General features: G+C 71.7%; 18 protein-coding genes. 6 read left to right on the top strand and 12 right to left on the bottom strand.

Annotated features, from left to right (window positions below):
- Window positions 1-22 precede the first annotated feature (22 nt).
- Entirely contained in the window at window positions 23-1,558 is a 1,536-nt protein-coding gene (locus AB0M02_RS39445) for a sulfatase (RefSeq protein WP_364236875.1), read from the bottom strand.
- A gap of 136 nt (window positions 1,559-1,694) precedes the next feature.
- On the opposite strand from AB0M02_RS39445, the gene AB0M02_RS39450 reads away from it, so the two are divergent.
- Window positions 1,695-2,777, top strand: a complete 1,083-nt coding sequence (locus AB0M02_RS39450; RefSeq protein ID WP_364236877.1) for a serine hydrolase domain-containing protein — start codon at window positions 1,695-1,697, stop codon at window positions 2,775-2,777.
- A 12-nt stretch (window positions 2,778-2,789) separates the two neighbouring features.
- On the opposite strand, the gene AB0M02_RS39455 is transcribed toward AB0M02_RS39450, so the two are convergent.
- The 5 genes from AB0M02_RS39455 to AB0M02_RS39475 all read right to left on the bottom strand — a co-directional run bounded on the left by AB0M02_RS39455 (window position 2,790) and on the right by AB0M02_RS39475 (window position 9,740).
- Window positions 2,790-3,095 (bottom strand): hypothetical protein, encoded by a 306-nt coding sequence (locus AB0M02_RS39455; protein WP_364236880.1) that lies wholly within the window; start codon window positions 3,093-3,095, stop codon window positions 2,790-2,792.
- 30 nt (window positions 3,096-3,125) lie between these two features.
- Window positions 3,126-3,554 carry a PPOX class F420-dependent oxidoreductase gene (locus tag AB0M02_RS39460; RefSeq protein WP_364236883.1) on the bottom strand — a complete coding sequence of 143 codons (429 nt, stop codon included), beginning with the start codon at window positions 3,552-3,554 and terminating at the stop codon, window positions 3,126-3,128.
- A 21-nt stretch (window positions 3,555-3,575) separates the two neighbouring features.
- Window positions 3,576-8,057, bottom strand: coding sequence for a hypothetical protein (locus AB0M02_RS39465; protein WP_364236886.1), 4,482 nt, complete (start codon window positions 8,055-8,057; stop codon window positions 3,576-3,578).
- A 113-nt stretch (window positions 8,058-8,170) separates the two neighbouring features.
- On the bottom strand, window positions 8,171-8,518 hold the full coding sequence (locus tag AB0M02_RS39470) for a hypothetical protein (protein WP_364236889.1): 348 nt from the start codon (window positions 8,516-8,518) through the stop codon (window positions 8,171-8,173).
- Window positions 8,519-8,549: 31 nt separating this feature from the next.
- Window positions 8,550-9,740 carry an MFS transporter gene (locus AB0M02_RS39475; RefSeq protein ID WP_364236892.1) on the bottom strand — a complete coding sequence of 397 codons (1,191 nt, stop codon included), beginning with the start codon at window positions 9,738-9,740 and terminating at the stop codon, window positions 8,550-8,552.
- A 149-nt stretch (window positions 9,741-9,889) separates the two neighbouring features.
- Here AB0M02_RS39475 and AB0M02_RS39480 point away from each other — a divergent pair, with 149 nt between their 5' ends.
- The gene (locus AB0M02_RS39480; protein WP_364236894.1) at window positions 9,890-11,410 is read left to right on the top strand and encodes a GGDEF domain-containing protein; all 1,521 of its coding nucleotides are present in this window, start codon (window positions 9,890-9,892) and stop codon (window positions 11,408-11,410) included.
- Here AB0M02_RS39480 and AB0M02_RS39485 read toward each other — a convergent pair.
- The gene (locus AB0M02_RS39485; RefSeq protein WP_364236897.1) at window positions 11,383-12,105 is read right to left on the bottom strand and encodes a Stf0 family sulfotransferase; all 723 of its coding nucleotides are present in this window, start codon (window positions 12,103-12,105) and stop codon (window positions 11,383-11,385) included. The two genes, AB0M02_RS39480 and AB0M02_RS39485, sit on opposite strands and share 28 nt — an antisense overlap.
- Window positions 12,106-12,192: 87 nt before the next feature.
- Here AB0M02_RS39485 and AB0M02_RS39490 point away from each other — a divergent pair, with 87 nt between their 5' ends.
- Entirely contained in the window at window positions 12,193-12,642 is a 450-nt protein-coding gene (locus AB0M02_RS39490; RefSeq protein WP_364236900.1) for a hypothetical protein, read from the top strand.
- Window positions 12,643-12,652: 10 nt separating this feature from the next.
- On the opposite strand, the gene AB0M02_RS39495 is transcribed toward AB0M02_RS39490, so the two are convergent.
- Complete coding sequence (locus tag AB0M02_RS39495; RefSeq protein WP_364236903.1) at window positions 12,653-14,713, bottom strand: hypothetical protein; 2,061 nt, start codon at window positions 14,711-14,713, stop codon at window positions 12,653-12,655.
- A gap of 153 nt (window positions 14,714-14,866) precedes the next feature.
- On the opposite strand from AB0M02_RS39495, the gene AB0M02_RS39500 reads away from it, so the two are divergent.
- The gene (locus tag AB0M02_RS39500; protein ID WP_364236906.1) at window positions 14,867-15,502 is read left to right on the top strand and encodes an HNH endonuclease family protein; all 636 of its coding nucleotides are present in this window, start codon (window positions 14,867-14,869) and stop codon (window positions 15,500-15,502) included.
- A gap of 48 nt (window positions 15,503-15,550) precedes the next feature.
- Here the strand turns inward: AB0M02_RS39500 and AB0M02_RS39505 are convergent, their stop codons facing one another.
- A complete protein-coding gene (locus AB0M02_RS39505) occupies window positions 15,551-16,651 on the bottom strand; it encodes an epoxide hydrolase (RefSeq protein ID WP_364236909.1) in 1,101 nt (366 codons plus the stop codon).
- Entirely contained in the window at window positions 16,641-17,027 is a 387-nt protein-coding gene (locus AB0M02_RS39510; protein WP_364236911.1) for a cupin domain-containing protein, read from the bottom strand. Before AB0M02_RS39510 ends, AB0M02_RS39505 begins: the two co-directional genes overlap by 11 nt.
- 54 nt (window positions 17,028-17,081) lie before the next feature.
- Here AB0M02_RS39510 and AB0M02_RS39515 point away from each other — a divergent pair, with 54 nt between their 5' ends.
- Both AB0M02_RS39515 and AB0M02_RS39520 read left to right on the top strand, forming a co-directional pair.
- On the top strand, window positions 17,082-17,411 hold the full coding sequence (locus AB0M02_RS39515; RefSeq protein WP_364236914.1) for a hypothetical protein: 330 nt from the start codon (window positions 17,082-17,084) through the stop codon (window positions 17,409-17,411).
- A gap of 79 nt (window positions 17,412-17,490) precedes the next feature.
- A complete protein-coding gene (locus AB0M02_RS39520; protein ID WP_364236917.1) occupies window positions 17,491-17,970 on the top strand; it encodes a hypothetical protein in 480 nt (159 codons plus the stop codon).
- Between the two features lie 2 nt (window positions 17,971-17,972).
- Here the strand turns inward: AB0M02_RS39520 and AB0M02_RS39525 are convergent, their stop codons facing one another.
- Together AB0M02_RS39525 and AB0M02_RS39530 are read right to left on the bottom strand one after the other, a co-directional pair.
- Window positions 17,973-18,845 carry an aldo/keto reductase gene (locus tag AB0M02_RS39525; protein ID WP_364236920.1) on the bottom strand — a complete coding sequence of 291 codons (873 nt, stop codon included), beginning with the start codon at window positions 18,843-18,845 and terminating at the stop codon, window positions 17,973-17,975.
- Window positions 18,846-18,868: 23 nt separating this feature from the next.
- Window positions 18,869-20,521: a GGDEF domain-containing protein gene (locus AB0M02_RS39530; protein WP_364236923.1), complete on the bottom strand. Its 1,653-nt coding sequence runs from the start codon at window positions 20,519-20,521 to the stop codon at window positions 18,869-18,871.
- Window positions 20,522-20,530 lie beyond the last annotated feature (9 nt).

Below are 20,530 nucleotides of genomic sequence, written 5' to 3' on the forward strand. Positions count from 1 at the left end.
TAGCGGCCGTTGAAAAGCCCCTTCAAAAAACGCTGGCAGCCCAGCACGAAGCGGCACCCTCACACCGAGCCAGCCGTCGCAGCGCCGCACTCAACTCCGTCAACCGCTCCGGATCAAGCTTCCCCGCCAGGTTCAGCATCTGGTAGGGATCCGACCGCCGGTCGTAGTACTCCCGCGTCCCATCCACATTCTCGACATACGTGAACGAAGCGGTCCGAAGAGCATCATACGTAGGCGGCGTGTTCTCCGAATACTTCTGATAGTCCGGATCAGCCGGATCGGTAGCCGGATCTCCGTGCTCGATCAGCGCCGCCACCCGCCACGACTCCGGCGAGGACCCCGCCAGCAACGGCACGATGCTGCGCCCGTCCACCTCGGCCGGCACCACCGCACCCGCCAGCTCCGCGAACGTCGGCCGCAGGTCGATGTTCTCCACCGGCAGAGCCGACACGTGACCGGCGGCAACGCCGTGACCGGCGGCCACCAGCGGCACATTCACATCGGTGTCGAACGCCGTCTGCTTGCCCGCGTTCAGCCGGTACTCCCCCAGGTGGTACCCGTTGTCCGAGCTGAAGACGACCACCGTCTCCTCCGCGACCCCCGCCCGGGTCAGCGTCGCCCGCAGCGAACCGATCATCCGGTCCACGGCCTGAATCGACTGCACCCGCAACCGGAACGCCCGGTCGAACCGCCCCATCTGGATCGCCGTCAGCGGCGAGTGCTTCGCCAGCCACCGCGGCGCGTTGACCGGCACCTTGCCGAAAGCCGGCGTGCGCGGCGCTTTCAGGCCCGGGAACGCATTCACATCACGCGGCGCAGGCGTGTACGGATGATGCGGCGCATACGTCGACACCTCCACGAAGAACGGCTTGCGCGCCGCCGCCGACGTCGTGATGAACCGCGACGCCTTGGCCGAGAGCACGTCGGTCAGATAGTCCTGCGGCCGCGACCCGTACGAGCGCAGAACACCGTTCTCGTTCAGCGTGTAGTTGTAGTTCGTGTAGTCGTTGCCACCCGCGTACCACTCGGTCCAGCCCGGCGGCACATAGGGTTTGCCCGCGACGATCGTCTTCCGCGGCACGTACTCGTTGAGGTATTTCCCGAGAAACGCCGTCCGGTAGCCGGCCTTCTGCAGGTCGGTCGCGAACGTCGACCGCTCCTCACCGCGCCGGTGGAACAGCTGGAAACCGCCGTCCGACCCGTGGTTCTTGATGATTCCGGTGTTGTGCGGATACCGCCCGGTCAGCATCGACGCCCGCGACGGGCAGCACAGCGAGTCGGTCACCGTGTAATTGGTGAACGACGTGCCCGCGCGCTGCAGGGCCAGCACGTTCGGCATGTATCTCACCAGGTTCATCGACAGGTCGTCGACCAGTACGAACACGATGTTCGGCCGGATGGTGGGAGCGAATATCGGCGGGGCGGAAACCGATTCGGTGCGTGCCGCCGGACTGCTGGCGGCGGGTGCGACGGCGTCCGGGCCGGAACTGCAGGCCGACACCAGCGACAGCGACGCGGCGAGGAGGAGGGCGATGACGCGGCGGGGCCGGGAACTCATGAGGGTGCGGCTGCTCCGTCGAAGGAAACGTGACACCCGCAGGGTAATCGGCGCGATTTCCGGCCACTGATTAGGGGCGTTACCGGATGGGCCCGGCGCTCCGGATTTGCCAGGCTGCCAGAAACGGGAGGTGGCGATGAGACGAGGATCGCGAGCATTCGCGGCCGCGGTGACGGTTTCGGCGCTGATCGCGGCGCCGGCTCCGGCGTTCGCCGCCGGGCCGCCGATGGGTCACGCGGGCCTGCAGAATCGGTTGGACCGGGTGGTTGCGGCCGGTGCGGTGGGTGCCATTGCGGAGGTACGGCGTAAGCACGATCTGTGGCGGGGAGCAAGCGGTGCGGCCGAATACGGAACGACCAGACCCGTCCCGATCGACAGCCGGTTCCGCATCGGCAGCGTCACCAAGACGTTCGTGGCGGTGGTCGTGCTGCAACTGGTCGCCGAGGGACGCCTTCGCCTCGACGACACGGTCTTTCCCGGTCGCGCGGTCACCGTGCGGCACCTGCTCGGGCACACCAGTGGCGTGCCCGACTACCGGCCCACGCTGCCGATGCCGCCGTCGCCCGGCTTCTTCGCGAACCGGTGGCGGACGTGGACTCCCGACGAGCTGATCGGCCGGGTGGCCACGCTCCCACCGGTGTTCGAGGAGCCCGGTTCGAAGTTCGACTACTCGAACACGAACTATCTGCTCCTCGGGAAGATCATCGAAAACGTGACCGGGCACCCGTACGCGAAAGAAATCGAACGCAGAGTGACCGGACCGCTTCGCTTGCGTGGCACCTCGCTGCCCGGCACCTCGCCGCGGCTGCGCGGGCCGCATCCGCACGGCTACGTGCCCGGCGAGACCGGCCTGGTCGATCTGACCGAAATGAATCCTTCGGTGATGGGTGCCGGCGGCGAGATGATCTCCACCACCGCCGATCTCCAGCGCTTCCTCGCCCGGCTGCTCGGCGGGCACCTGCTGCCGGACCGCCTGCTCGCGAAGATGAAGACGCCCGGAACCGCCACCCGCGACTACGGCCTCGGTCTGAGCTGGTGGACGACGTCGTGCGGGCTGCGCGTGTATGGCAACGACGGCGACGCCCTGGCCTATCAGACGTGGACGTTCGCGACGGAGGATGCGAGCCGGCTGGTCACGGTGGCGGTCACACCCGACTTCACCGCCGACCTGGACGACGCCGTCGAGGCCTTCGTCGACGCGGCCATCTGCGCCGACTGAGACCGGAACCGATCAGCGAGGGGCGCGGCGGTCCGCGGCGGCCCAGGAGGCCGCCGCGGTCACCGCGGAGACAACCAAAACGGAGGGCCAGGATCCGATTCGCTTGGCCAGCGGGTGCGAGACGCCGAAGGCCGAGACGTACGCGGTGACAAGTGCGGCGGTGACCGCGGGACTGGTCCGGCGAGCCCACTCACGGCCCGCCACCACGCCACCGACCGCGAGAACCGCCCCGCCCAGCGGCCGGATGCCGGTCCCGCGAGCGAGCTGCCACCCACCGATGAGAGAGCCTGCCGTGATCACCGCGGTCGGGATGCGCATGCCCGAAGGTTACCGGCCACGCCCGCACCCTCAGTCGGCGATGCCGGTGTAGCCGCTGACCCGCTCGATGCGCAGGCGGACGAGCAGCTCACCGGCGACCGCGTTGCGCGCACCGTACTCATCGGCCCGCTCCGCGCCCATGTAGCGCTCGGCGATGCGCGTCGACCACTCCCGCATGCCGCCCAGGTCCGAGCTCAGCGTGGCCCGGCCGCGCACGATGACGTACGCATAGGGCGCCACCTCCTCGTCCACGCAGATCGTGGCCCTCGGGTCGCGTGCGAGGTTGCGCCCCTTCACCGACGTCTCCCCGGTGTTGAACACGACGTCGTCCCCGTCGAGCACGAACCAGATCGGCACCACGTGCGGCGAACCGTCGGCGCGCGTGGTGGCCAGCTTGCCGGTCCGGGTCCCGGAGGTGAGAAAGGAGCGCCACTCGGCGTCGGTCATCGGTTTCGCCATGCCGGCATTGTCCCAGCGAACTCAGAGGGGCGCGTCGGAGGCGAGCGCTTGCTCGGCGAACCGCACGACGACGTCCGGCTCCAAGCTCGCCGCCACCGGCAGTGCGGCGTCCCACGGGCCCCAGCGCAGCGACCAGCCCAGCAGGCGCCGCTTGTCCGCATCGGCAACGTCGGAGCGGTACGCCAGTCCGCGCAGAGCCCCGGCTCGCGCGTCGAGGTCGGCGATCCGGTCACAGAAGGCGAGCGCCTGCGTCAGGTCACCGGCGCCCGCGGCGGCCCCGGATAGCACACTCCAGGCCCGCTGCCGGTCCCTCTCGCCGGGCATGGCCGCCACGAGCACGCAAGCGCGGTCCCGGTCGCCCCGTTGGAACGCGGCGGCGGCGAGATCGACCAGTGCGGCCGCGCGGCCTTCGGAGTCGATCAACCCGATCCAGTCCTCGGCGCCCGCGTGGTCACCGACGTCGTCCGCAAGCGCGGCGATCCGGGCCAGCGCCGCGTGCCGGTCCGGATTGTTCTCGATCAGGCGGACCAGGTCCTCGGCGGTCTCCGCGCATCCGGCACCGGCGGCGGCCACGGCTGCCTCCTGACGGACGACGTCGCGCCGGACGGCGGGCAGTGTCTCGATGAGCTCGGCGGCACGGACCGGGTCGTTGTCGGTGGCTCGTGCGACGGCAAGCCTGCCGGTCCACGTGGCTCGCGGCTCGGGCTGACCCGCAGCCGAGCAGAGCGCCTCAGCCATGGCGTGACGTCCCTGTTTTAGGCATTCCTCCAACACGGTGCCGAGCGCCATGGCTGTCCACCCGCCGTTGCCGTCGATGACATGGACGTCATCGCGGGATGCGGCGACGCGCAGGATCGCCGTCTCGATCGCGGACCGGGAGACAGGATCGGTCCGGGCGAACGACCTCGCCGTCCGGTAGTCCCCACGCCAGGCGGCGATCCGGGCGACCTGACCGCCGAGCCAGTCGCGTCTCGACGGGCGCTGCATGCTCTCCAGTACCTCGTAGTCGCCGGCCATGGCGGCGAAAAGGGCGGGCACTTCCGGTGGTTCCTCGTCCAGACGTCGCGCCAGATCGTGCGCCCGGACGTGGTCGCCGGAACATGCGGCGACCGCGATCACCGATGTCACCGCGTTCGATCGCTCGTCACTGCTTTGGATGGCGTCGAGGAGACGATCGGCCCGCTCACGGTTCCCGGCATCCTCGGCGATCTCGGCCAGCGTGGCCCCGACACGATCGCGGACATAGCCGCTGCTGAGCGAGCGCGCCCATGCGTCGGCCTGCCGCTCGTCACCGGCCTCGGCCGCGTGCGTGGCCAGGTCGGTCAGGGTGAAGTCCCGCACGACGTCGCTCGTGATGGCCTCGATGTATCGGGCGGCCGCCCGTTGGTCGCCCTCCTTGGCGACACTCCTCGCGAGCGCGGCTACCGCCAAATCCCGATGTGGTTCACTCTCGATGCGGTCGGCGACCGCGAGCGCTTCCCCGTGATTCCCCCGTTCGGCGATGACCATGGCGACCGCGGACCATGCGGCGTTCCGCCGCTCGCCGTTGTCGAGGTGAACGATGGCGGCATTCGCGCTGCCGAGGTCACCGGATTTCGCCGCGGCGACCGCCATGTCCCGCAGCTCCGAGTTGAGGACCTCAGGCCTCCCGGTGAAATCGCTCCAGGTGCGCGCCCGATCGAAGTCACCGTCGGCCAGGGCCCACCTGATGAGGTCCCACTCCGCGACGCCACGCTGAGCCGCCGACGAGACTGCGGCAAATGCGGACTTGGCCTCCTCGAAGGCCCCTGCCCCGGCCGCCAGGTGGGCGAGCGTCAGCAACGACCTGTCCCGGCGATCGAGATCCTTGAAGCCGTCGATCGCCGCGCGGGCCTTTCGATATTCACCGGCGTCCACGCACGCCCGGGCGACTTCGGCCGCCGCGTGGTCTCGCAGCGACGGATCGGCGAGCCGCCGTCGCAGCTCATCGATCGAGTACTGGTCGCGCAGCCGATCCAGCATCGCCGTCGCACGAGCAATGTCACCGCTGTCCACGACTGCGGTGGTCAATCGCGTCAGCAGCGTGTCCCGGTCCCGCTCGCTCAGCCGGCCGATCCACGACTCGGCTCTGTCGGCGAGCCTCGCACACATCCCGAACTGCCTGGTCCGCGTGACTGCCGCGTGCACCGCGATCCACAGCCGCGCCTGTTTCCACGGGTCGATGTAGGTCCGCGCGACCGTCCCGGCCCGCTCCGCCAGCTGTGCGGCCTGGTCCGGGTCGCCGTGGTCGGCGTCCAGGCCGGCGAGTTCGGTGAGCAGCCCCGCCTGACCGACCAGGTTCGACATCGCGGTGGCAAGCACGGCGCTCCGGCGGCTGAGTTCGCTGACCTGTGCACGGTCGCCGGTCCTCGCGACGGACTCGACCAGCTGTTTCATGGCGTGGGCCCGGACGAACGGCACCCGTACCGGCTTCGGCGGCGTGGCTCGTGCCGCCTCCGACCGCTTGCGCAGCCACTCGCGGGAAGCGGGCTGGGTTACCCGCCTCGCGGCGGCTGCGGCCGCGTCGAGGAGCCGCAACCTGTCCGCGTCGGCGACGGCCGCGATCTCGATGAGCGCCCAGGCCAGAAGGTACGGCTGCCCCAGCCCACCGGTCATCCGCTCCGCGCACCGGGTGTCGCCGGACTCGGCCACCGCACGGATCAGCCGGAACATCGCCCAGTCCTGGTGGTGGGCGTTCTGGATCAGCCGGACGAGCGACTCCGCGGGCCCCGGCCTGCCGGACTCGCCAAGGAACGCGGCCGCCTCACCGAGGGCGCGATGGTCGCCCGAGGCCCGTGCGACGGTTGCGGCGGTGCGGGCCAGCGCGGCGGCCCGGTGCTCATCGCCGGCGTTCAGCGCGATCCTGCCGACCCGGATCAGTGCCGCGACCTCCCGGTGCGGGTCGCCGGCCGCCCGCGCCAGCGCTTCCGCGTCGGCGTAGTCGCCCCCGGAGGCGACGAGTTCCGGTGCGCGGGTTCGCGCCCAGACCTGCCGGTGCTCCGCAACAGGGTCCGCGCTCGTCGAGGAGCCGTCCGCCGGGGACTCGGCCACGGAAGATCCCGCCACCACCTCGAGAGCCCACTTGCGGAGATGGTCGCGGGTCTCCCCCTCGGCCAGCGCCGCCGCCTCGTCCACCAGTGCCTGCGCCCGCTCTCCGTCGCCCATCCGCCGCGCGACCGAGGCCATCTTCATCAGCGCCGCGCATCGGTGCCGCGTGTCCGCGATCGAGTGCGCCACCGTGTCCGCGCGCACCCGTCTCCCCAGCGCCTCCCAGACGGCCGGCAGCGCCCGGGGCGTCCGCGAGTTCCGCTCGTTGATCCGGTCGCGCTGCATCGCGAGGTGGATCATCGCCAGCAGATCCGGCTCGTCGGACGCCATCACCGCGTCCATGGCCGCCGTGATCTCCGCGGTGGCCGCCAGATCGCCGCCGGTGATGTCCAGCATCCGGTCATGGCGCACCGGGTCGGTAGCGCACTCCACCATGCCCGGCACATCACCCATGACCTGCAAAAGCCGGAAATATCCGCGCAGAAGGTACTCAGGTGTCGCGGTCGGCCATCCTCGCGAGCGATACCCCGAGGCCCACTCCGACAACCCGCGACGATATCGGGCGAGCGACGGCGCCCCGATCCCCTCCATCGCGCTGACCTGGAGTTCCTCGTGACCGAGAACGTACACGTCCGGCTCGGAACCCGGTCGCCATGTGCTGGGCCGCGGGGTGAAGGACCGCCCCGCGACCGTGTTGAGGTGCCGCCGGACGAGACGTTCCTCCACACCGGTCAGCTCCGAGAGGTCACCGGCACTCAGACCACCACCGGCCGCCGTGATGAACCCGAGCAGTTCCCTCTCGATCGACGAGCCGTCGAGGAGATAGCCCAGTTCGCGCCGCATCGCCTCGCCGACCGCGGCCGCCTCCGGCGACGGATCCAGCGCCCGCACGACGGCCGGGTCCCGCAGCGGATGGTCGTCGGGTACATCGTCCGGGATCGGCGGGTTGGGCCGGCCGGTCACGATCACCCGCATTCCGTCCGCAGGTTTCGGCGGCAGCAGGGCGGCGATGCTGTACGCGCCGGGACCGGTCGTCACGCCGCGGTCCTCGTCGAGGCCGTCGACGAGCAGCACGAGGCGCTGCCCGCGCGCCCGGCAGCCGGCCGCCGCCCGGTCCATCAGATCGAGCAGGACCACGTCCCGGGTCGCGTCGGTGAGGTCCGGGACCGGCACGCCAAGGATCTCCGCGAACTCCCGGATCAGCACGTCGGCGAACGCGACCCGGTCGTTCTGCCCCGCATACCGCGCGGTGATGAAGAACGACGCGATCCGGACTCCGGGCGGCGGGTTCATCGCGAACGTCGCGGCGAGCGCGGACTTGCCGGCCCACGCCGGTGCCCGCCACCAGCCGTAGGTGTCGTCCCCGGAGCAGAACAGCGCCAGCTCGCCCAGCTCGGCGTCGCGGCCCACCAGCCGCGTGGGCGCGATCCGGGCCACGATCCGCTCCCGGTACCCCGACCGGACCACGGTGGGCCGGTCGAAGTTGACCGTGACCGACCCGATGGACTGAGCGACGACGCCGGGAACGGGCGGCCGGGGCCCGTCCCGGCCTACTTCGGGGGGATCGAGTTGTTGATCGTGACGTTGCCGGTCATGGTGACCGCGGCGACGCCGTAGTTGTTCGCCACGTTCAGGTTGCCCGAGGTCAGCGACAGCAGCCGGTCGGCCGCAGCCGTCAGCTCCTCGTCGACGCCGGTCAGCACCGGCTCGAGGCGGGCCTCCCAGACCTCCGCCGACGTCTCCTCCGGCTCCAGGACCTCGGCGCTGCCGCCGAGCCGGCGTCGCAGCAGAGCACGTAGATCACGGTAGGCGTCCTCGACCGCCGCGCTCGCCGCTCCGGTCACGCCCGCCAGGGCTCCGGCGGCCAGGGCCGCCGCGATCACTTCGACACCGGACATCGCTCCATTGTGGCAGCCTGGCGCCCGCGGGTCAGGACTCGTGGTGCGGCGTGCGGTCCACGAGAACACGGGCGGCCACCGCCGTCACCACCCCGGCGACCACCACGGTCAGCAGGCCGACGCGCAGGCTGGAGAGGTCGGCGACGAAACCCACGAGCGGCGGGGAGAGCAGGAAGCCGACCCGCAGCAGCCAGCTGACCACGGTCAGGCCGACGCCGGCGGGGAGACCGGGAAGCTCGTCGGCGGTGTGCATGGCGGCCGGGACCAGGGTGGCGACGCCGAGGCCGGCCAGGGCGAAACCGGCGAGGGTGGTGCCCAGCGACGGGAAGGCGAGCGCCATGCCCATGCCGGCGGCGGCGAGGATGCCTCCGGTGCGGACGACAGCGCGTTGCCCGTACCGATCAACGATTCTGTCCCCGGCAAGCCGGCCCGCGGTCATCGCGACCTGGAGTGCGACGAAGGCCAATCCGGCCGCGGCAGCGCCGGTGGTGAGTTCGTCGCGCAGATAGATGGCCCCCCACGAGGCCCCCGCGTCCTCCACGAGGGCGCCGCAGGCGGCGAGGACTCCGAGCACCGCGAGCATGCGGACGGCGACGCCGGACCACGCACGCTTTCCGGTGGGCGCGGTCTCTGCGGCGACGGGCGCGCCGTCCTCACCAGGAAGCATGAAACGGTACGCGACGAGCGCGACGACACTGAACATGACAGCCGAGATGCCCAGATGCAGTGGCAGTGACATGCCCAGACCGGCTGCCGCCGAGCCCATCAGGCCACCGAGCACCGCTCCGACGCTCCAGAGGCCGTGGAACGAGTTCACGATCGACCGGCCGTAGAGGCGCTGCACCCGCAGCCCGTGCGCGTTCTGCGCGACGTCGATCACCGCGTCCAGCGCGCCGGCCGTGAACAGGACCGCTGCCAGGGCGAGGCCGTTCGGCGCGAAGGCCGCACCGAACAGCACGACGGCGAGCAGCACGATGCCGAGCGCGGCGACCCGGGACGAGCGGAAGCGCTGGATCGCGGCGGCGGCGAACAGGCCGGCCAGCAGGGCGCCCAGCGGCATCGCGGCGATGGCCGCCCCGAGCGCCGTGTTGGTCAGCTCCAGGTCCGCTTTGAGCTGGGGAAATCGGGGTACGAGGTTCGCGTACAGCGCGCCGTTGGTGAGGAAGACCGCGGCGACGGCGAGTCGCGCCTCGCGGGCCGGGGCGGTGATGACGGTGGCCATGCGTACGATCGTACACATCATATGTACGCACGTACACATCTCCGGAATCCTCAGCCTCCCCGCGAACCCGCCGATGACACCCTGCGGTGAGTCGTCACAGGGCAGGAGCTCGGGCTATGGGTGTGTCGCGGCGTGATGAGGTCACATCGGTGATCCGCCGGGACCCGCTGCTCAACTCCGCCGCCTGGCTGACCGGCGTCGCCGTGCTGCTGCTGTTCGTCTTCAGCAGGTCGGACAACGCCCAGGTTCAGGTGTTCTGGGCGTTCCAGGTGCCGCTCGACGTGCTCCTCGCGTACTCCGCCTGGCGCGTGACCCGGGTCGCGACCGGCCCGATCCGCCGGTTCTGGCGGGTGCTGACCATCTCCGGCTCGCTGTTCGTGATCGGCGACACCACGCAGGCCGTGACCTCGATGCTCAGCGAGGGCCAGTGGGGCACCAACGGCGGGACGGTGCAGAGCACCTGTTTCGCCGTCGGCCTCGCCATGATCGTCATCGCCATGCTGGTGCACCCGCATCCGCACCGCTCGGGCCGCGAGCGCCTCGCGTTCTGGCTCGACTCGGCGACGGTCCTGGTCGGCGGCGCCGTCGTCGCCTGGGTCTTCACCGTCGGCAAGGACAACGCTCCGGCCGAGGACATGGTCCCCCGGATCGCCGCCGGCGCCGTGATCCTGACCGCGGCCTTCGCCTCGGTGAAGCTGATCCTCAGCGGCAACGCGCCGATGCACAAGGCGGCCGCGTTCCCGATGATCGGCTCGGCCATCTTCAACGGCGTCGGCTTCTTCCTGGCGCCCGAGGCGGACGGCTCACTGCCGGCCTACGTCTACGCGGTCCGGCTGCTCCCCAGCCTGCTGATCGCGTACGGTCCCCGGATCCAGGAGATCATCACCGGGTACGACCAGACCGCGTTCGGCTCGCGCAAGCGCAAGCGATACAGCCTCCTTCCGTACGGGTCGATCGCGGTCGTCTTCACCTCGATGATCGCTGTGCTCCGCGACGGGCTCCAGGGCGACATGGGCATCCGCATCTGGGGCGTGGTCGTCGGCCTCGGCGCCATCGTGACGCTGGTCGCCGCCCGCCAGCTGGTCGCCTTCCACGACAACACCCGCCTCATCTCCGAGCTCGACGACACCCTCGCCGAGCTGCGCGAACACGAGATCCGGCTGCGGCATCAGGCGCACTACGACGGCCTGACCGGGCTGGCGAACCGCACGTACTTCCACGAGCAGGTCGCCGCGAGCCTCGAGGACGGCGAGCCGGGCACGGTGTCGCTGCTGCTGATCGACCTCGACGGCTTCAAGGCGGTCAACGACACGCTCGGGCACGCGGCCGGCGACACCCTCCTGGCGGGCGTGGCCGACCACCTGCTGGCGTCGGTGCGCACCGGTGACGTGGTGGCCCGGCTCGGCGGGGACGAGTTCGCCGTACTCCTGCGTGACTGTGACCCACCCCGCGCGCAACAGACCGCCGAGCGCATCCTGCAGAACCTGGAGATCCCCATCGCGATCGGCGGGGACAAGATCCGGGCGCACGCCAGCATCGGCGTGGCGGGCGCGGGCGGCGCGGACGACGTGGAGTCGCTGCTGCGGGCCGCGGACCTGGCCATGTACGCGGCAAAACACCACGGCAAGAACTGCTGGCGAAGCTACGAGCCGGCGATGGAAGCGGCCTGATAGCGCTGGATCCAGTCGCTGTTGAGGCGGTCCGCCTGCCGCTGATGGAAAGCGGTCAGCGGGCTTTCCGCCTCGACTCCCAGGAAGCTCAGCACCCTCTCCGTCGTGGCCGTCATGTCCGCGTCGAGATCCTCGTAGCGCACCGAAACCGGATTTATCCGGTTTTTCGCGAAGAATGAGTTCCAGCCCTCGTTGTGCTCCTCGATCGTCGCGATCAGCTCGCTGATCCGCTCGGCGTCGAACACCGGCTCACCCTGATCCCCGGCCGGCCCGCCGCTGATCTCGCCTCGGCCACCGAGATACCACCGGCCGGTCTGCTCGGCCCGCGCCCACGACACCGCCTGCGCCAGCACGTCCTCGCGGAACACATGAACGAACCGGACGTCGCCGAACACCTCCCGCAGCAGCGCCAGATCGTCACCGGGCCCCAGCCGCGTGAGCAGCTCGGCGTGCGTACCCCACATCACCTTGGCGCCGAAGATCCCGTTGGGCGTGGTCCCGGCGACGCGGGCGGCAGCCACGAACTCGCGGTAGTCATAGCCCTCCCGCAGCCCCCAGCGCCGCGCCCACGACTCCTCGTCCGGCGAACGGAAATACGACTGCGGATGCCCACCCACCCCGGTCGAGTCGAGCAGCCCGAGCAGCAGCGAACTCCCGGTCCGGGGGGTGGCGCAGACAAGGTACGAATCCGGCACCCGCCCATCCTCGACGAGCCACCCCTGCACAGCAACCGCACAGACCTCTCACGGCAGCCGGCCAAGACCGTCGATCACCGTTGGGTCATGACACAGATGGTGATGCCGTACCCCCAGACCCCCACCACCGAGCTCCCCCTCCGCTGGCGCCTGCGCGGCGCCGCCCTCACCGCCGCCGTCATCCTCGGCGCCGGCACCTTCCCCACCCCTGTCCGCCACCCCGACCGAGGCACCGCCGTCACCCCGGCCACACCCTCCACCCGGTCCGCCCTCGCCGACCGGCCCACCTCCGCCACGACGACCCCGTCCCAGCCCGCCGCCGCGAGCCCGGCAATCGCAAGCCCCGCAATCGCAAGCCCGGCCATCGCCGGGCCGGCCGCGGGCCTGGCCGTCGCGGGCCCGGCCGCCGCGAGCCTGGCCGCCGCGAGCCTGGCCGCCGCGAGCCTGGCCGCCGCGAGCCTGGCCGCCGCGAACCCCGTTCGGATCCGCGGTTTCGTCTACGCGGCCGAGACCGGAACGCTGCGCGAGGTCCTCTGACCAATCACGGTCAGATCAACGTCGCGACCAGATCCCGGCACGCCCGCTGCAGATCCTCGTCCTCCCCCACGTCCCGGAACCACAGATCCCGCCGCTCAGGCCGCGCCAACTCCGCAAGCAGGTGCGGCACCGCCGGCTCCGCCGACGCACCCATCCGCTCCAAACAGGCCACCACCTCGTATCCCAGAGCCGGACTCCGCTCCCACGCCCGCAACAGCGTCCCCAGCACCACCCCAGCCTCCGGCACCCCGCCGATCTCCCAGACCGCCGCCGCCGCGCGGACCGCCACCCACTCCGACTCCGGGCCGAGGAACTCCCGAAGCCTGGGCAGGGCGACAACCGCCCTCGGCCCGAGCGAGCCCAGCATCCTCGCCGCCTCCCCCGGGTGGTCGTCGAGCAGCCCGAGCAGCAACCCGATCGCCTCCGCGACATCCCCGCCCACCGCCAGCACCGCGCCGACCGCCGCCGGGCGCACCGTCGCCTTGTCACTGGCCGTCAGCGAGCGCATGAGCTCAAGGGCGCCCGACGCCGCGGGACCGAACGCCGCCAGCGCCTCCAGGGCACGCCCCGCGACCACCCACGACTCATGCCGCACCGCTGACGCGAGGGTGTCGGCGAGCACCGGGACCGCGACCGGATCCCCGAGGGCGGCAAGCGCCGCAAGCATCGCGTTCGTGCTCATCTCGCCCCGGTCGGTGAACCGCGCGTGGCGGCCGAGACGTTCGGCGATCGGCGGGGACAGCACGCTCGCCGCCGACGGGATCCGGCCCGCCTGCTGCACCGCCCGCCAGGCGTCCACATCGCTGGTCAGCGCGACGAGCAGGCTCGGCACCGCCCGCACGTCGCCCAGCCGGGCCAGGGCGAGAACCGCCTCCTGGTGTGCCCGGCGGAGCCGGGGCCGAGCCGCGGCCCACACCTCCGGGCCGTGCGCGGCGCGGTCGGCCGCCACCCGCGCGGCCAGAGCCTCCCGGGCCGGCTCGGCGATCCGGGAGTGGTCGCGCAGGAACGACGCCGCCTCGGCCGCCACCTCCGGGTTGGCGTCGGCGAGTTGCCGGGCGACGAGCGTGACCAGCTCGGAGTGGTCGCCGCGGCACTCCACGACGAGCCGGGCGGACATCCGGATCGCGTCCAGGCGCGCGCCCGAGTCGGGGCTGCGCAACTGCTCCAGCAGGAGTGCGGTGCGCTCGGCCAGCCGGCCGTCGAGCAGCTCGTGCAGGGTGGTGAGCAGGTCGGTGGTGACCGCGTGGACGCGCTGACCCCGGTCCATGTCGGCGAACGCGGCCACCACCTCCGGCGGCACGCCGTCGCCCGGGATGTCCGGCACTGGCTCGTCCGGCCACGGCCCGTCGACCACAGTGTCGGCCGCGATCTGCCAGAGCAGCGCGACCACCGCCGGGACCAGGTCGTCGTCGATCCGTTGTGGCGTGCAGCGGGCCCGGTGCACCACGGCGCCGAGCCGGGTCTCCGGGTCCACCGCCGCCTCGGTGGCCAGGACGCCGAGCCAGGCCAGCGCGTCGTCGGCGACCGCCGGCAGCCGCAGCGCCAGGGTCGCCACCGCCTCGATCACCAGCAGCCGCTCAACCGTGCCCGGCTCGGCGGCGAGCCGGTCGCGCAGCAGCCGCAGGGCGCGCTGCGGGTCGTCGACGAACAGGCCGAGCGCGCGGATAGCGGCCCGCCGCACCAGCCGGTCGTCGCCGGTGGCGCACGCGACGAGGGTGTCCGCGTGCGCCCGGACCAGCGCGGCGGCGCCGGCGTGGTCCGCGTTCTCCCACGGGTGCTCGCCGGCCCGGTCGACCGCGATCTCCCCGATGCTGACGATCAGCGCGACGATCGCGGCCCGGTCCGGTGTGGAGGGATCGGCGGCCATCGCGAACAGGAAGGGCAGGCTCGCCGTCGTGCACGGATAGACGTCGCCCTGGTGGTGCACCGCGCTGTAGAACCCGCTGAGCGCCTCCTCACGCTCGCCCTCGTCGTCGGAGCGCAGCGCGATCAGCAGTCCCGGCACGTCCTCCGCCGAACCGTAGGCGTGGTGCATCGAGGACCAGTCGATCTCATGGAGCCCGTTGAACATGCCCGGCACTATGCCGCGACCCTCCGACATTTTCGGCCGGGCGGCTTTTTGTACCACTGTGTTCTGTCACAAGAAATTCACGCCCATCAACATCCGGATGACGCTCCGCTCCCGTAGATCTTTGACGACCCCACCGCCAGATCGGAGCACCCCATGCACCGCATCCCCCGGCTCGCCGCCGGCCTGCTCACTGTCGCCGTAGCCACCCTCACCCTCACCACACCCGCGCAGGCCGCGCCGTCCGGCATCCCCTCCAAGGCCACCGCGCAGACCTACCTCAACGCCCTGACCGTGGGCGCCGAGGCCAACGCGAGCACCTACGACCGTGATCTCTTCCCGCACTGGATCACGATCTCGGGTGCCTGCAACACCCGCGAGACCGTCCTCAAGCGGGACGGCTCCGGCGTCGTCACCAACTCGTCCTGCGCCGCCACGTCCGGCTCGTGGTACTCCCCCTACGACGGCGCCACCTGGTCCGCCGCCGCCGACGTGGACATCGACCACGTCGTCCCGCTGGCCGAGGCGTGGCGTTCCGGTGCCAGCGCCTGGACCACCAGCAAGCGGCAGAGTTTCGCCAACGATCTGACCCGCCCGCAGCTGATCGCGGTGACCGACAACGTGAACCAGTCGAAGGGCGATCAGGACCCGTCGACGTGGCAGCCGTCGGTCTCCTCGTACCGCTGCACCTACGCCAAGATGTGGATCGCCGTGAAGTACTACTGGGCGCTCAAGCTGCAGTCCACCGAGAAGAGCAGCCTGCAGACCATGCTCAACACCTGCAGCAGCTGATCACCCTGGTTGCCGTGCCTCCGGCAGGAGGCACGGCAACACCGCAGATCATGAGCGTACGGAACCGAAGAAGCCGGCCAGGTCCCCGACCAGCAGATCGGGCACCTCAAGAGCCGGGAAGTGCCCACCCCGACCGTGCTCGGCCCAGTACCGGATGTCCGGATAGCGCCGCTCGGCCCACCGCCGGGAGGGCCGCGGCACCTCGGCCGGGAAGATCGACGCCCCGACCGGCACCCGGACCGGCTCGGCCGCCGCTCCGGTGATCCACGCCGACACGTCGTCGATGCTCTCCGCGTACAGCCGCGCCGCGGACGCCGCCGTGCCGGTCAGCCAGTAGAGACTGACCTGATCGAGGATCTGGTCCCAGGTCAGCGGCCGGTCGCTCCAGGCAAGCAGCTTCTCCGCCATCCACGCGCACAGGCCGGCCGGCGAGTCGACGAGCCCGTAACCGACCGTCTGCGGCGCCGTCCGGTGCACCTCGGAGTACGCCGACGCCGTACGCCCCCTCGCCGCCATCTCCGACAGCGCCCGGCTCTCCGCCTCGGTGTGGTCGCCGGAGTCGCCCGGACCGGCGAGCGGCGGGATCAGGTGAATCCCCGCGACGTGGTCCGGGTCGCGGACCGCGAGCTCGCTGGAGATGCTGGTGCCCCAGTCGCCGCCGGCGGCGCCGTAACGCTCGTACCCGAATCCGGCCATCAACGCCGCCCAGGCCTCGGCGATCCGGCCGATCCCCCAGCCCGGCGCGGACGGCTTGCCGCTGAAGCCGTATCCCGGCAGCGACGGGATCACCACGTCGTAACCCCGTCTGGTCAGCGGTCCGGCCAGGCCGGCGAGTTCGAGCACCGAGCCCGGCCAGCCGTGCGTCAGGATCAGCGGGAACGCGCCGGGCCGGTACGAGCGGGCGTGCAGCACGTGTATGTCCAGGCCGCCGACGTCCACCATGTACTGCGGGAACGCGTTCAGTCGCGCCTCGGCGGCACGCCACCGGTAGCCCTCGGCCCAGTACGCGCAAAGCTCCCGTACCGTATCCAGGCCGATGCCCTGCCCGTCCGCCGGCGCCGGTTCCGGCCAGCGTGTCCGCGCCAGGCGCCGCCGCAGGTCGGTCAGTTCCGGGCCCGGGACGTGCACCCGGAACGGCTCACGGCGCAACCGGCTCGCCCCACTCGGTCTCGCCGGAGGCGGTGATCGCCAGGTGGACGAAGTCGCTGTCGCCGGTCGCGCCGTGCCAGTGCGGCACGCCCGGCACCACGTGGATCCAGTCGCCGGGTTCGACCTCGCGTGGCTCCTCGAGACCCGCCCACTGGACGAGGCCCCGGCCGGAGACCACCACGAGGGCCTGTTCTCCGGAGTGCACGTGCCAGTTCGAGCGGGCCCCGGCGCCGTAGCTGAACCGGTGCGCCCGCATGCCGTTCTCCCGCCGGGTGCTCAGGATCTCGGCCTGCCGCACGTCCCCGGCGAACTTTCCGGGGTCCGCGGCCACCGACGGCACGTCACCTTCCGCGACGATCTTGAATTCTTCCGTCATGCAGATGATGATGCCGGGTTGTAGCCGGGGCGGCTCGGGGAAAGGTAGACGTTCATGGTCAAAGGTTCCCGACTGATCACGGTGGACGGACTCGCCTATCGCTGGCGGGTGCGCCGCCGGCCCACGCACTCGCAGGCGCTGGCCTGGGCGCCGCTGTCGTTCGCGGTCGAGCGCGCCGACCGGCACGGCTGCGTCCTGATCGCCACGATGCCGGGCGCCCACCCGCGCAACTGGAGGGGCACCGGGTCGGCGGCGGTGCTGCCGTCGATCGTCGCGACCGTGATTCGCCAGGCCCGCGAGCGGGGCTGGCACCCGGACTCACCGGGACCGGCCTTCCGGCTGGCGGTCAGTCCGGAGATCTGGGCGGAAACGGCACGGAACTGACCCCGCCGAGCCGGACGCAGATCACATTCGGAAATGCCGGGCGGAACCGGCGATGGCCGCAAAGGTAGCCTTCCCGCCCATGCGCAGAACCACCACCGCAGCTGTCGCCCTGTGCACCCTTCTCGGGCTCTTCGGCTGCGCCTCCACGAGCGAACCCGCCGCACCCGGCGCCGCACCGACCGCCCAGGCCACCACCCCCGGCCTCGACGAGGGCACCCAGACCACCTGCGACCTGGCCCGCCAGGCGACGCTGGGCGAGAACGGCCACGACCTGAACGTGGCGACCGGCAAGGCGATCGTCGCGGCCGGCAAGACCTCGCAGAGCGTCCTGATCACCAGCGCCGCGAACGTCCTCGAGTCCGCCGTGCTGCGCGCCGAGGCCGCGGCCGGCACGAACGAGGAGGCCGGCGTGCTCGCCGAGGTCGGCCCGGCCATCCTCAAGGTGCAGACGGTCTGCAACAACGTCGACAGCCTGAAGTCGAGCATCTCGTCCCCGGGCGCCGGCGGCGGAGCCGAACTCGGCGCCACCGCGAAGGCGACCACCACGAGCCGGGCCTGAATCTAGCTCCAGGCCAGCTCGGCCCGGGTCCGCCAGTACTGCTCGGGCGGCTCGGGCCGGATGCCGAGGTCGGCGGTGTCCAGGCTCGCGGCCCGCAGGTTCGAGGCGAGCTGGGCGCCGGTCGCCGCGCCGGACAGGACCACCGTCACCCAGGGTTGCCGGAGCACCGCCGCCAGCGCGGCCTCCGGGAACTCGGCGGCGAGGCGCCCGTTCGCCAATGCCTCCTTGACGATCACCGCCCGGCCGGACGCGTGCGCCTCGGCCAGGGCCGGCCCGGCGCTCGGCTCCAGCAGGTTCCAGGTGGCCTGCACGCTGCGGAACAGCGGCTCCCCGCCGACCTCGATCGCGCACGCGGCACGGATCGCCTCGGCCTGCCGCGGCCCGCTCGTCGACAGGCCCACCACGGCACCCTGCCCGGCCAGCCGGCGGTGCAGCTCCCGGTCGGTCAGCGCCGGGCTGTCCGGCGTGACGGAGTGGATCTGGTACAGCCCGAGCCGGTCACCCAGCAGCGCCCGCGTCTCGGCGAGCTGCCGCTCGAAAGCCGCGACGCTGTGGTCCTTGACCTCGTGGACACCGGCCTCGACACGCCACCCCGCGGTATAGGTGTAACCCCACTTGCTCCCGACCACCGCGTCGTCGTGCCCCGGGAGCCAGCTCGCGAGGAACTCCTCGGCCCGTCCGTACGAACGCGCCACGTCGAAGTAGCGGACCCCGGACGCGTACGCCTGGTCGAGAAGCGCGTGTGCCCGCCCGCGCATCGCGTCGACCGTGCGCTCCCCGGGCAGGTCCCGCTCCCGGCCGAGATTGATGTACCCGGGCCGCCCCACCGCAGCGAGCCCCAGCCCGATCCGCGCCACCCCGTCGAACAGTCTCACCGCTCCATCCAACCGAATGGGGGTCAGGCCGCGCGCACCCGGTTGCGGCCGGCCCGTTTGGCCTCGTAAAGATGCTGGTCGGCGACGCTCAGCGCGTCCGGCAGCGACGCCGGCCCGGCGATCTGCGCGACGCCGAGGCTGATCGTGACGGCCAGGCCGGGTTCGATCTGCTCCCACGGGTACGCCGCCACGCTCGCCCGCAGCAGCTCGCACTTGACCTGCGCGTCGGCGATCCCGGAGCCGTGCAGGGCGATCAGGAACTCCTCGCCGCCGAGGCGGGCCACCAGGTCGGACTCGCGGACGTGGTCGAGCAGGATCGCGGCGATCCGGCGCAGCACCTCGTCGCCGACGAAGTGGCCGTACCGGTCGTTGACCCGTTTGAACAGGTCAACGTCGGCGACCGCCACGCAGACCGGGACGCCGTCCTCGACCAGCTTCGGGAGGCGCTCGTCGACCGAGCGGCGGTTCGGCAGCCCGGTCAGCGCGTCCTCGGTCGCCTGCCGCTGCCAGATGAGGTTGTCGGCGGCCAGCTCGTCGCTGCGGTTGCGGTGCAGGGCGGCCTCGAGGCGGGCGTTCTCCGCTTCGAGGCGGGCGTTGTCCAGCTCGAAGTAGTGCGCCGCCATCCGGGCCCGCGCCGCCGCGACCTGGTTGTGCAGCTCGCGCTCCAGGTCGTGGTAGTCGCGGTAGTGGCTGAGCGCCGCGGCGAAGTCGCCGACCTTCTCGTACGCCCCGGACAGCTCCCGCAGGATCTCCATGGTCATCGGCTTCTCGCCGGCCTGGCGGGCCCGGTCAAGCGCCAGGATCAGGCCCTCGATCGCGGTGGCGTGGTCGCCGCGCATCAGGCGCACGCGTGCCTGGTGCTGCAGCGCCGCGGACTCCAGCGACCGGTACCCGGCGCGGACCGCGAGCTGCCGGGACTCCTCGATCAGCAGGGCCGCGCCGTCCAGGTCGCCGGCCAGCGCCAGCAGCATCCCGTAGTTGTCCAGGCTGATCGACTCGCGGTACGGGTGGCATGCCACCCGGGCCAGTCGCAGGGCCTCGGCCACGTAGCCGAGCGCGTCGGCCAGCGCCCGGTCGGCGGCCTCCGCGTCGCCGCGGCCGCGCAGGCGGGGCACCTCGTAGACGGCGTTGTCGCTGACGTTGTTGAGGATGCAGAACCGGGCCTCGTCGTCCATCCCGTCCACGAGGCTGAGCGCCTGCATGAGGCACTCGGTGCTCAGCTCGCGGTCGCCCATGCTGCCGTGCACCACGCCGAGGCGGTTGTGCACCCAGTAGAGCAGGTTGCGGTTGCCGAGCCGCTGGGCGATGTCGCGGGCCGTGGCCAGGACGTCCAGGGCCTCCTCGTGCATGCCGAGGTCATTCAGGGGCATGGCCTGGACGGTGAGCACCTCGCAGAGGGCGACGGCGTCGCCGAGCGTCTCCAGCCTGACGACCGCCTTGCGGCAGGCGGCGACCGCCTCCTCCTGCTGGCCCAGCCGCATCAGCTGGACACCGAGGGAGCGCAGCGCGGCGGCCTCGCCGGCGGCGTCACCGGCCGAAGCCGCCCGGTCCGCGGCCTGCCGGGCCGCCTCGCAGCCGGCCCGGTAGTCCCCGGCCAGCCGTTTCTCCTCGGCGAGCGCGAGCAGGGCGGAGACGGTCAGCGCCGCATGGCTCTGCGCTACATCAACGGTAGTCACGCCGACCTC

This window comes from Actinoplanes sp. NPDC051861 (assembly GCF_040681145.1).
Taxonomy (GTDB): domain Bacteria; phylum Actinomycetota; class Actinomycetes; order Mycobacteriales; family Micromonosporaceae; genus Actinoplanes.

Coding starts and splice junctions, on each gene's coding strand:
- AB0M02_RS39495 (WP_364236903.1), bottom strand. CDS start 14,713: ATGTTCAACGGGCTCCATGAGATCGACTGGTCCTCGATGCACCACGCC.
- AB0M02_RS39490 (WP_364236900.1), top strand. CDS start 12,193: ATGACACAGATGGTGATGCCGTACCCCCAGACCCCCACCACCGAGCTC.
- AB0M02_RS39515 (WP_364236914.1), top strand. CDS start 17,082: ATGGTCAAAGGTTCCCGACTGATCACGGTGGACGGACTCGCCTATCGC.
- AB0M02_RS39520 (WP_364236917.1), top strand. CDS start 17,491: ATGCGCAGAACCACCACCGCAGCTGTCGCCCTGTGCACCCTTCTCGGG.
- AB0M02_RS39460 (WP_364236883.1), bottom strand. CDS start 3,554: ATGGCGAAACCGATGACCGACGCCGAGTGGCGCTCCTTTCTCACCTCC.
- AB0M02_RS39500 (WP_364236906.1), top strand. CDS start 14,867: ATGCACCGCATCCCCCGGCTCGCCGCCGGCCTGCTCACTGTCGCCGTA.
- AB0M02_RS39510 (WP_364236911.1), bottom strand. CDS start 17,027: ATGACGGAAGAATTCAAGATCGTCGCGGAAGGTGACGTGCCGTCGGTG.
- AB0M02_RS39450 (WP_364236877.1), top strand. CDS start 1,695: ATGAGACGAGGATCGCGAGCATTCGCGGCCGCGGTGACGGTTTCGGCG.
- AB0M02_RS39455 (WP_364236880.1), bottom strand. CDS start 3,095: ATGCGCATCCCGACCGCGGTGATCACGGCAGGCTCTCTCATCGGTGGG.
- AB0M02_RS39445 (WP_364236875.1), bottom strand. CDS start 1,558: ATGAGTTCCCGGCCCCGCCGCGTCATCGCCCTCCTCCTCGCCGCGTCG.
- AB0M02_RS39475 (WP_364236892.1), bottom strand. CDS start 9,740: ATGGCCACCGTCATCACCGCCCCGGCCCGCGAGGCGCGACTCGCCGTC.
- AB0M02_RS39470 (WP_364236889.1), bottom strand. CDS start 8,518: ATGTCCGGTGTCGAAGTGATCGCGGCGGCCCTGGCCGCCGGAGCCCTG.